The sequence below is a fragment of the Citrobacter sp. NCU1 genome, from assembly GCF_010231475.1.
Classification (GTDB): domain Bacteria; phylum Pseudomonadota; class Gammaproteobacteria; order Enterobacterales; family Enterobacteriaceae; genus Citrobacter_D.
In genome coordinates this window covers 61478-72259 of the sequence record NZ_NRDO01000067.1, presented here as the reverse complement: position 1 = coordinate 72259, position 10782 = coordinate 61478, and the positions used below count along the sequence as shown (strand labels likewise).

12 protein-coding genes and 1 pseudogene are annotated in these 10782 nt (G+C 54.5%); 4 read left to right on the top strand and 9 right to left on the bottom strand.

The features are described 5' to 3' along the window. On the top strand, nucleotides 1-576 hold a 576-nt coding region (locus CJP72_RS19090), incomplete at its 5' end, for a hypothetical protein (RefSeq protein ID WP_238340116.1). A 19-nt stretch (nucleotides 577-595) separates the two neighbouring features. Here CJP72_RS19090 and CJP72_RS19085 read toward each other — a convergent pair. From CJP72_RS19085 to CJP72_RS19045, 9 genes are all read right to left on the bottom strand, one after another. Beyond that, nucleotides 596-811 carry an ogr/Delta-like zinc finger family protein gene (locus tag CJP72_RS19085; RefSeq protein WP_072133644.1) on the bottom strand — a complete coding sequence of 72 codons (216 nt, stop codon included), beginning with the start codon at nucleotides 809-811 and terminating at the stop codon, nucleotides 596-598. Nucleotides 812-879: 68 nt separating this feature from the next. Further along, nucleotides 880-1980, bottom strand: a complete 1101-nt coding sequence (locus CJP72_RS19080; RefSeq protein WP_162382897.1) for a contractile injection system protein, VgrG/Pvc8 family — start codon at nucleotides 1978-1980, stop codon at nucleotides 880-882. Continuing rightward, nucleotides 1977-2462, bottom strand: a complete 486-nt coding sequence (locus tag CJP72_RS19075) for a phage tail protein (RefSeq protein ID WP_162382896.1) — start codon at nucleotides 2460-2462, stop codon at nucleotides 1977-1979. Before CJP72_RS19075 ends, CJP72_RS19080 begins: the two co-directional genes overlap by 4 nt. Further along, nucleotides 2459-5530 (bottom strand): phage tail tape measure protein, encoded by a 3072-nt coding sequence (locus CJP72_RS19070; RefSeq protein ID WP_162382895.1) that lies wholly within the window; start codon nucleotides 5528-5530, stop codon nucleotides 2459-2461. The genes CJP72_RS19075 and CJP72_RS19070 overlap by 4 nt, the downstream gene beginning before the upstream one ends. Continuing rightward, complete coding sequence (locus CJP72_RS19065) at nucleotides 5523-5642, bottom strand: GpE family phage tail protein (RefSeq protein WP_000763315.1); 120 nt, start codon at nucleotides 5640-5642, stop codon at nucleotides 5523-5525. The genes CJP72_RS19070 and CJP72_RS19065 overlap by 8 nt, the downstream gene beginning before the upstream one ends. 14 nt (nucleotides 5643-5656) lie before the next feature. Beyond that, nucleotides 5657-5959: a phage tail assembly protein gene (locus tag CJP72_RS19060; protein ID WP_162382894.1), complete on the bottom strand. Its 303-nt coding sequence runs from the start codon at nucleotides 5957-5959 to the stop codon at nucleotides 5657-5659. A 54-nt stretch (nucleotides 5960-6013) separates the two neighbouring features. Continuing rightward, nucleotides 6014-6529 carry a phage major tail tube protein gene (locus CJP72_RS19055; RefSeq protein ID WP_162382893.1) on the bottom strand — a complete coding sequence of 172 codons (516 nt, stop codon included), beginning with the start codon at nucleotides 6527-6529 and terminating at the stop codon, nucleotides 6014-6016. A 9-nt stretch (nucleotides 6530-6538) separates the two neighbouring features. Continuing rightward, nucleotides 6539-7711 (bottom strand): phage tail sheath protein, encoded by a 1173-nt coding sequence (locus CJP72_RS19050; protein ID WP_162382892.1) that lies wholly within the window; start codon nucleotides 7709-7711, stop codon nucleotides 6539-6541. Between the two features lie 102 nt (nucleotides 7712-7813). Continuing rightward, nucleotides 7814-8371, bottom strand: coding sequence for a recombinase family protein (locus CJP72_RS19045; protein WP_162382891.1), 558 nt, complete (start codon nucleotides 8369-8371; stop codon nucleotides 7814-7816). A gap of 151 nt (nucleotides 8372-8522) precedes the next feature. Between CJP72_RS19045 and CJP72_RS19040 the strand changes: the two are divergent. The 3 genes and pseudogenes from CJP72_RS19040 to CJP72_RS19030 all read left to right on the top strand — a co-directional run. Beyond that, nucleotides 8523-9161, top strand: a pseudogene (locus tag CJP72_RS19040) (primase-like DNA-binding domain-containing protein); the annotation flags it as partial. A 227-nt stretch (nucleotides 9162-9388) separates the two neighbouring features. Beyond that, entirely contained in the window at nucleotides 9389-10111 is a 723-nt protein-coding gene (locus CJP72_RS19035) for a hypothetical protein (protein WP_193568789.1), read from the top strand. A 2-nt stretch (nucleotides 10112-10113) separates the two neighbouring features. Further along, a complete protein-coding gene (locus tag CJP72_RS19030) occupies nucleotides 10114-10581 on the top strand; it encodes a hypothetical protein (RefSeq protein WP_162382889.1) in 468 nt (155 codons plus the stop codon). Nucleotides 10582-10782: the final 201 nt, after the last annotated feature.

The following is a 10782-nucleotide window of genomic DNA, read 5'->3' as shown; positions in this document are numbered from 1 at the left end:
CCCTTTTTCTTTGGTAGTGGCGGCAAAATGGCGGCAGGCAATTTGTCCTTCGCCGCCTACTGCGGTATCCGTTCTTGTTATAAAGGTGAACACATGGAAGAAATGCACTTTGTATACATCAATGCGAATGCACGTATTGGTGCTCATTCAATAACCAGCGTCAGCCAGAGCGAAAATCATATTCAGGGCATCTGCTTATCCGCTCATTCAATCAGAACTTTTCGCAGGGACAGGATTCTTCAAGAATTTGCCTCCGCTGATGAGGCGCAACAAGCCAGTAAGAGTTTTCAACCTGAAGGCTACATTCATCTGACCAAAGCCACAAAGCCCAGAGCTTCAACCTTTGACGTCTGCTTTACTGGATTTAAAAAGGCAGATAAAGAACGCTTAGTCGAAGTCGCTGAAGCGCATAAGCTGACAGTGAGAAGTTCGGTCACTCAAAATCTTCAAATGCTGTGCTGCGGCTATAATGCAGGCCCCTCTAAAGTCACAGCTGCACGCATGAAAGGAACTGTCGTCATTGATGAGCCAGGATTCGTGCACTTTCTTGAAACTGGTGAGATTCCGGAAGATTAAAAAACCCGCCAGCGGCGGGTCAGTAAGAAAGCTGTTGCTGCATCCCTTTGGGATGCGGTGGAGCGGCACTGATTTTCTCGGGACGGCAGACAGAACGAACAAAGGTTTCATGCGTTACGAACGTATGTCCACACTCAATATTAGTGCACTGGTTGTAACGCTCTTTGGTTTGAGTGGAGACTTGAAAACTACTGCGTGTGTGTGCGGCCTGTCCACACAACGGACAATTCATCATTTATCAACTCTCCTCATTTTTGCTGCATTCGCAACAATGATACATCATTATTCAATATTGAGAACCATTTATTCCTTTTCGAGATCATCAATCTTTACTTCAAGCTCCAGGCTGGTCGTAAAACCGTTATCCGGGCTGACGGTATGCGTCAGGGTAGTGATGGTCCACTCTGCATCATCAATGGGCTGCTTAAAGCCGCTCACCTTCACCGGCATTTCGGTGTAGAGATCTGCCCGTCCCTCAGCGAGCTGCAGGGAGAATGACGCAACCCCACGCTGCAGGCGCTCCCATTGCATTTTTGCAGCGCGTTCCGCATTGCTGCGGTTGGCGTAGGTACGATTAAGAACCAGCACGTTTTCATCCGTGCCCACCAGATAATCTCCCTGCTTCGCTTCCGGCTCTTTCGGTGTGGCGGTTTTCTTTCGACGTCGCTTCACCTGTGTTGTCTCTTTCTTCTTCGGTTCACGGGTATGCAGCCAGCTGGCAATCACCCCCGTATACGCACCGCGATCGGCCAGGGTAAACCGATGACCGTCATCGGCTTTGCGCGTGATGGTGATAACCGGCAGCGGCTTACCGCTCGCCGTTCTTCCCTGCCCCTGGCGGATAAACAGCAGGTTTCCATTCTTAACGGACGCAATCGCCCCGTACTGGTGCGCCAGCTTCATCAGAAAACTCGCATCGCTTTCGTTGGTCTGGTCCAGATGATCCAGCGCCTTGTCGGTCAGGTCTTTACCTAGCGCCATATTGAGGTTATGTCGGGCGGCGATGTCCTTAACCACGTCCCCCACTGTTGTCTGGTGCCACGACTTTTCACGCCGGGTATTGAGGGTTTCACGAAAATCAGCGCTACGGGCGCGGATAGTCAGACGGTCAGGCGCACCGCTGTGTTCAATTTCATCCACGGTGAAAGAACCTTTCGGGAAAAGCGGCTGGCCTTTCCACCCCAGCGCCAGCTGAATGACCGCACCGCGTCGCGGCAGAACGATCTGCCCGTCGGCGTCGTCCAGCTCCAGATCAAGCTGGTCCGCTTCAAAGCCCCGGTTGTCGGTGAGCGTCAGACTCATCAGGCGTGGGTCCAGCGTAGCCGTCACGTCTTTGCCTTCAATGACGATACTGAACGCCGGGATTTTGCTGTTCAGGTCCAGGAGATCAGAACTTACATTCACTGCAGCAACCCTCCAACCGTGTTTTTAATACTCCCTATCACAGAGGTTGCGGAGTCCTGCAGGTTACTAAGCTGATCGCTCAGGTTGCCGAACATATCAGTCAGCGACTCATCAACCCGTTTCAGGGTCAGCGTAAACTCAATCCGGCGCGGCATCCCGTCGCGGAAAAACTCTGCTTTTGTCTGGCTCAGTCCCTCGATCACGAACATGCCGTAAATGGTCCCGCTGCCCTCAATCAAAGGCCACGCTTTGCCCAGCTCCGCCATCTGCTCCAGCGCCAGCAGTGACAGCCTGCCGCCGGTGACTTCCGGCAGCAGCACACCGGACAGTATCAGCGAGTCGTTATCCGGGCCAAGAAACTGCGTGGAGGGGCGGCGGTTCACCCGGCTGTTGACTGCATGGCGCCAGCTGCGCTGATACTGCAACTCCTGATACGGCACGGTGCGCAACATAAAGACATATAACCCCAGCACCATCATCATGATTCATACCCCCCTTGATCGCTGAAATTGCTGCGCGCTTTTGCCCTCGCCCGGCGCTCGCGCTCATCAAGCTGGCGCGCCACTTCGTGGGCAATATCCTGCGCACTCTGCCCCGGCTGGGCAGTGATATGAATGGGCGCGTTAATCTCATAACGAATGACTGACGGCTGGCTTTCAGCCTTCACCGGCTGCGTCTGGTATGCACTGACCGGAAGACTGAACGGGTGCAGCGGTACAGCCTCCGCAGGCGCAGCAGCCGCACCCATGGCGCCAGCAACCACGGAAGCCAGTGCGGCAGTGCGCCGTCTGCCGGTCACATTTGCCGGACCGTTGACAATTTCAGGACCGTTTTCACCCACAATGCCAAACTGACCGCGCGGAATGATGCCCCCGCTGTCGTACATGCCCGCAAAGCCCCTTGACGGAAACCCGCCAGGCGGTAACACAACCTTACCGTCACTGTTCACCGTGGCAGTTTGCTGCCGCGTAACCTGCTCAGGCAGTTTCGCTTTTGCCGCCTCTTTACTGACAATGCCGAGTTTTTCCAGCAACCACGATACGCCAGATTTCAGCGACTCCAGCGGGTGCATCACCATGTTGAGTCCTTCCGCCAGCGCCTCACCGAACCTGCGCCCCATGGCTGCGGCGTTGTTCAGTTCTTCGGATGTGGATTTCACCGGCGTCAGTAAATCCGTGAACCATCCCCACAGCGCCTGCACCCTGTCGCCAATCCACTGAAATACGGGCCTGAGCGGCTCAAAGGCGGCGCTGATGGGCGCCGCAGCGGCTTTGAACCCTTCCACCACGCCAGCCAGAAATGCACTGATGGGCTGCCAGTATTTCCAGACAACCAGCGCCACGCCAGCCAGTGCCGCCACAACCAGCCCTATCGGACTGAGCAGTGCGCCCAGCAGACCGGAAATGCCGTACAGCGCAACACGCAGCATAGCCAGCGGACCAGTCACCAGGAAACGCAGCGCGCCACCGGCGGCAGACAATCCACCCCGTAGCGCCGCCAGCGGGTTCATCACCATGCCGATAACATTGCGAATGCCGGACATTCCGGCACGGAACATCGCCAGCGGTGCGCCTGCTACCATTTTCAGCGCATTGCCCGCCAGCCCGGCAGAACGGCGCAAAGAATGAAGGGGCGCACTCAGCAATCTGACACTGCCGCCGGATGACGCCATACCACGACGCAACAGGGAAAGCGGCGCTCCCGCCAGCCATGACAGGGCGCTGCCGGTGCGCGTTACCGCCGCAGTGACAGACGGCAGCGTTTTCACACCCAGCATGGACAGGCCAAAGCGGATCACTGCCAGCGGTCCCAGCACTGCCGCCACCACTACAGCCAGCGTCCCGAGAGCAACGGTGATCGCTGCAATCGCTGCAGCCACTTTCATCAGGGTGCCTGCCAGCTGCGGGTTGGCCTCCACCCAGCGACGCAACGCCCCGGTAACGCTTTTCACGGAGTCCATGATGTCCATCAGCGGCTGGCGCAGCGTTTCGCCCAGGCTGCTGAACGCGTTCTGTGCGCCCGTCTTGACCAGCAACCACTGCGCAGACAGAGAATCTTTATTGATATCAGATTCTTTCTGCATGGAGCCGTACGCATCACCGCCCGATGTGAGTTTCAGCTGGCGCTGCAGCTCCGGCAGGTTGTTCGCCAGTTTTGCGGCATCATCGCCAAACTCTTTACCAAAAAGCATTGTCATGGCAGACAAGCGTTTGTCCTGCGGCAGATGGTTCACCTTCTCCAGCACGCGCTGGATGGTGCCGATCGCATCGGTGGTCATCTGCTTTTCAATCTCAGCCGGATTGAGTTTCAGCAACTCCATCCCTTCAAAGAATCTTTTACTCTGCATGGTGGCAATCGACAGTTCGCGCACCATGGCATTTGAGGCACTGGCGGCAATTTCCGGCGCAGCCCCCAGAGACAGGAACGTGGAAGCCAGGGCCGCCGCTTTGCGATAATCCAGGCGGTCAGCCACGCCCCCCATACGTTGCAGCACGTCGATAATGTCCGCGCCCTTTGACATGGCGTTATCGTCCAGGTAGTTCAGCGCATCGCCCAGCTGTTCAATATTACGGGTCGGCACTTTATAAAGGCTGGCGATTTTCCCCAGCCCCTCGGACAACTCATCGGCGGGCAGTTCAAAAGCGGTGGCCGCTTTCGCTGCTGTGCTGGCAAAGGCCAGTAAATCGCGCTTCTGGTCTTCCCAGCGGTCACTGGGGTTCGCCACGTTCATGCGGGCGCCGCCTTCGACCAGTGCGGCGAAGTCCACCGCGCCGTTTTCCATCGGCAACTGCTCACTGGCGGCCTTGATGGCGTCCTGCATTTCATAGAACCGGGCGGTGCGGTTGCCGTTATCATCGCGCAGGCCATTTACCTGCTTTGCCACCCCTTTCATGGCATCTTCCATGCTGGCATAACTTTTCACTGCCGCCATCACCGGCGCGCCCATTGCCAGCCCGGCGGCTGTCGTCGTCGCCCCGGCGCCGGCAATCCTGTCCCGCACTTCCAGACGGCGGGAATACTGGTCACGGACCGCATTCATTCTCGCCTGCTGTTCGCCCAGGCGTTTCAGGGATTTCATCTGACGGTCCAGCGCCTGGCGGGTGTCATCGGCATTCTGTCGCAGCTCCCGCTGCGCGCTGCTGAGTTTCTTTGTATCGAGTCCGGCCTCATTCAGCGCAAGGCGCTGGCGCTGCACCGACTGACGCAGGCCATTGTATTTGCCCTGCAGTTCAGTGACGCGGCTTTTTGCCTGCTCAAGCAGCCGCGCCTGCGCAGCCGTCGGGCGGTTGGTGGCAGTAAACTGCGTGGCAAGTTTTGCCGCTTCTTCGCGTGCGACTTTGAGGCTGTTACCCGTGACCGCCAGCTGCGTGCTGGCCTTGCGGAAACCGTCAATCTTTCCAGCCTGGGCGTCTAACTCTTTCAGCCGGGTGCGGCTTTGCTGAATGGCAGCAGCCAGCTCCTTTGAGCTGGCCTGTGCGGATCGGAATGGGCGGGTGAGCTTATCAACCGCATTAAGGATCACCTGCAGACGCAGGTTATTGTCACTCATCGCTGGCCCCGCTTCTCTGAATCGCTTTATGCCGCCACTCCAGCACATCAGTCAGCGGCATAACGTCAGTGATGGACGGCGACCAGTGAAAGATGGTGGCAATGTCTGCCACCAAATCATCAACCGTCAGGCTGTCGGTAAACCGGCAAGCACCGACTTCTTCAACAAAAAAGTGACCACCTCCACCGACAGCGCTGTGAGATCGGCGGGGTCCAGTTCTGCCATTTCCTGCGCGGTCAACGTCGGGGTGGAGATACGCGGGATCACGGTCATCATCGCGCCCACGTCCATATCCATAATGGCCTGCAGGCGGGTGCCACGCAGCGCGCCGGACTGCGGCTTACGCAGCACAATTTCGGTGATTTCGGTTTTACCACGCCTGATGGGAGTATCCAGCTGTACGGTCTTTTCAGTCTGCTTGTCGCTCATGTTCGTTTCCTGTTAATGGGGTACTGGCGCGGCTGCCCGCGCCGTCAGGGTTAATCAGAGGCCGAGGGCGTTGCGGTGCGCTTCCATCAGGTCCACGCCGTCAACAATTTCAACCATGTTGACCACATCCACCTCATAGAGCACCTCACCGTTGATGGTCAGCTTCGCGTAGCTGTTGGTGCTGCTGACTTTGGTGGTACTGCTTTCGCCGGTCTTCCACTCGCCGGAATCCACTTCTTTGTGACGCCCGCGCACAACCAGCTCAACGGCCTGCACTTCGGCGGTGTCGTCGCGCTGAATGGAGCCGGTAAAACGCAGCTGGATACCGTCAACCGTGGCTTTGCCCATCTGCTTGAATAACAGCAGTTCGGTGCCACCGATTGAAAATTCCGTGTCCAGCGCACCGTCATCCAGCCCCATATCCACATCCACCGCGCCCGGCATACCGCCGCCGCGATATTTCTCAAACTTGCGGGTAAATTTTGGCAGGGTCAGAGATTCAACGATCCCCTGCCAGTTGTTCCCGTCGTTGAACAGGTTCAGATATTTTAACTTGCGTGGTAATGCCATGGAGCCCCCTTACGCGGCTACCTTGCTGGAAAAGTCCATCAGGTATTGATCGGTGATGCGCTGGCGCAGCATCAGGTTTTCAAGTGGCGGCACCGGCGTGTAGTCGTAGTCGATGGTGAGTTTCCCGGCTTTCAGGGAGTCTTTGTCGTTCACGGACTCATCCAGCCAGCAGTCAGCCCCGATGAGATACCCCTGATTCACCAGGCTGCGCAGTTTGGCGCGGATACCTTCAATAATGTCGCGGGCCAGTGACGGGTTAAGCGGCTTATCCACCGCCCACATGTGCGCCTCAGCAATGGTGTCAGCCAGCACCTGCGCCGTGCGGGTGTAGTTTTCAAAAGCAAACAGCGGATCGTCGCTGAGACAACGGGAACCCCAGAAACGGAATCCGTCCTTGCGGATAAGCGTGGTGACGTCATTCTGGTTCAGCAGACCTGCATCGGTTGCCGGGTCCTGCAGATCCCAGAACACATCAGCGGAAATGCCGGTGACGCCGTTCACGCCCACGTTGGACAGGGTTTTGTGCCAACCGGTCTGCTCGTCGATTTTGGCACGCAGGCCAAGCGCACGGGCGGAAGCATAGGCCGCCGCGTCGGCATTCAGCACGGTGTCAAAGTTGATGAAATCAGGCCAGATCAGCATCCCCTCGCGCTGGCTGAAATTGTCGCGGTAGGCGATGGCCTCTTCCACCGTCTTGCAGCCGTGGGCGGACAGGTAGGCAAATCCGCGCAGACTCTGCGCGACACCCAGCAGTTCCGTGGCAACCGCCTGCGTGTCATGCCCAGGCACGCCGAGAATACGCGGCTTAACATTGAGCTTCGCCTGTGCCGACAGCAGCGCTTTCATGCCCGTTTTTTTACCGTCAGCGGTTACGCCGCCGATAATGTTGGAGGTGGTTTCCGCTTCGGTTTCACCCTGCGCCACGCGCACAACAACGGTCACTGGTTTTGCCTGGTCGGCAATCGCATCCAGCGAACGGGCCAGCGTGCCGGACTCGCCTGCTTTACCGCTGGCAGTCAGCACATCAGTCAGCAAGACCGGTGTGTTGAGGGGAAACAGAGCCGCATCAGCATCATCGCCGGTGCAGACCATGCCCACGATAGCGGTGCTCACCGTGGTAATGGATCGGGTGCCTTCGTTGATTTCGACAACGCGCACCCCGTGGTGGTAATCCTGAGCCATAAGGCAGTCTCTCCGGTTTACAGGGATGCCTTATGTTCTGGTCGATAAGCGAATGGCGCACGTGTTTCAGTATGTACTGGAGCTGGCACAATAGCGCCGTTTTCAATCACGCGGATTAGCCGGAAATTTCTTATACAGCGTGGAAATGCCTACATCAAAGAGTAGCGCCACGCGCTGACGGGTTTCACCTGCTGCCAGCAGTCGCCCGGCTTGTGCCCACTGTTCCGCCATGAGTTTAGGCCTACGGCCCCCGACTCTCCCCTGTGCCCTTGCCGCCTCCAGGCCAGCGCGGGTTCTTTCCACGATCAGTTCGCGCTCCATTTCGGCAAGAGCACCCATGATATGAAAGAAAAAACGCCCCATTGGAGTTGAGGTATCAATACTATCCGTCAGACTGCGGAAATTCACAGACCGGTGGCGCAGCTCTTCAACCAAGATAACCAGATGCCTCATACTGCGACCGAGGCGATCCAGTTTCCAGACCACAAGCGTATCGCCCTCTGACAAGGTTCGGAGCAACCTTTTAAGCCCAGGCCTGTCTGATGTTTTGCCGCTGATTTTGTCCTCAAAAATTAGCTCACATCCTGCGCACACCAGTGCATTTCGCTGTAATGCCGTGTTCTGGTCATTTGTTGATACGCGCACATAACCAATAAGCATGATAAATAGCCCTGTAAAAAGTCGGGATCATGCCACCTGAACGGAATAACTGCATTTTCAAAAAGGTTGGTTTAGGAGAGGCTGCAAAACACGACGTTGGTAATGCGGCTAATCAGGTGCCGGACATGAGTTTATTCACCGCGTTGAAATGGGGAGCGGGTCAGTATCGGTCGACCTGAAATATCAGAACCCGTATTCAACGCATATTCCGGCGGTGATTCTGGCCGTGAACAATAACCCGATGCGCTTCACCGACCGCAGCGGTGGCGTGTCACGTCGTCGGGTGATTATTCACTTCCCGGAGCAGATTGCCCCGGAGGAACGCGACCCGCAGCTCAGGGATAAAATTGCGCGCGAGCTGGCCGTCATTGTGCGTCAGCTTATGCAGAAGTTCAGCGATCCGATGAGCGCCCGCGCACTGCTCCAGTCGCAGCAGAACTCCGACGAGGCGCTCAGCATCAAACGCGACGCTGACCCGGCGTTTGATTTTTGTGGCTATCTGGAGGCGCTACCGCAAACCAACGGCATGTTTATGGGAAACGCCAATATTATTCCTCACCCGCCGCGTACCTATCTCTACCACGCCTATCTGGTCTATATGAAGGCGCACGGCTATAAAAATACCCTGAGCCTGACGATGTTCGGTAAAGGACTTCCAGCCATGCTGAAAGAGTATGGGCTAAATTACGATAAACATCGGACAAATCAGGGCATGCAGACAAATCTCACGCTCAAAGAGGAAAGCAACGCTGACTCGCTACCAAAGTGCATAGAGCCCGCAAATATATAATTCACTCTGACCGGCAATTGGTCAGCCTTTTTGTGTCCATAAACAGCATATTGTTAAGATCTCAATGGTAATTTCCCACCAATTATTTACTTATAATTCATTGAAAATGAATATAAAATTATCACAAACAGTAGTTTGACCAGTAAATATAAAAAAGAACTTTTAGTGATAATGTGCTAGATATTTGTGCAACGCTTCTCTGAGCCAATAAAAGGAACAATGAGAATATGGATATGACTTTACTTAGCGTCTTAGATACCAGTGGCCGCGAAAAATTTGAAAGCGCTATAAATGCCTTGCAAGGCGACGTTTCCGCCGCCGCTGCAAGATTATCAGTGGATCCCCGTTTACGCCTTGAATACTCAAAACGAATCAAAGAAATGTCCACAGATTTACGGGAAAAGGCTAATGTTGGTGTAATCTCATGGGAAAAAGCTGCACGGGAAGCTCAGGAAACGCGAAATGTGATCATGGAAATGGTGAGATCGCGGAGCACTCCACTTGGTCGGGCAATGGCCGAACAGATAAAAACCGAGGGTAAAACGCTCAATGAACTCGTTGCCAAAAAAGCGAAATCCTTATTTGGACCACAGGCAAATTTTAACAACCTCTCTGAAGTACAAAAAAATCAGATATACGCAAATATCGTCGAATCCGCAGGTAAATCTAACCCGCAAGTAAACATGAAAATGATGCAACTCTCCCACGTTGGAAGAGGGCTTATTGTTCTTTCGATTGCAATTTCTGTTTATGAAATTTATACCGCCGACAATAAAGTTTCTGAGTCGGGGAGACAAATAGCCATTAATAGTTCAGGTATTGCCGGTGCTGCCGCAGGTGGTGCGATGGCAGGATTAATGTGTGGGCCAGGCGCACCTGTTTGCGTACTTATTGGCGGTTTTGTCGGCGGTGCTCTTGCCGCATGGGAAATGGGACGTTTGTGGAATTGATTATGCAGCAGATTAATTCAATATCTCTGGTAACGGTTCGCGAAGCTACCGATTTATCCCAGGCTCAGTCTGATGTTGTGCTCAGTGGCAATAGCACTGGCATTATTATACCAGGGCAAGTGCTGGAAGCGGCGGTTCAGGTCAATGAGCAGCGTTACATTCTGTTTCTGACGGATGATGTTATTTTCGAGGAATCACTAACAATTGCCCTCATTGATGTTCGCGATGGTGTTAAAGAGATAGTTCGTTTGGGTAATGAATACTCGACGGGAAGTTTTGAGGACTTATCTGTTTCAGCGGATAGCATCAATTTCAGATTCATTGGTGGTTCTCTATGGACAATCAAAACCGTTGATTCACCACGTTTGAGGCTTCCTTTTGGTTCAGATCCGAAAGGTGTGAAACGAGAAGCCGGACTAAAAAAATATATGATGATTTCAGCTACTCCTGCGCCTGAGAGAATTCGCTGATGTTATTTCAACCAAAATACTAAGCGTCCTAAGGGTACAGGTATTGATCCTATGTGAAGAGTCTACTATTCACTCTTCACTTACTCATCACCACTTATCTATTTGATAAATAATAAAATGCATGGTGAATAGTGTGCACAGTTAAACGAAGAAAAGATTTTTCTCTGCCAACTGAGTAACAAGCCCCCCCTTTAGATGGTC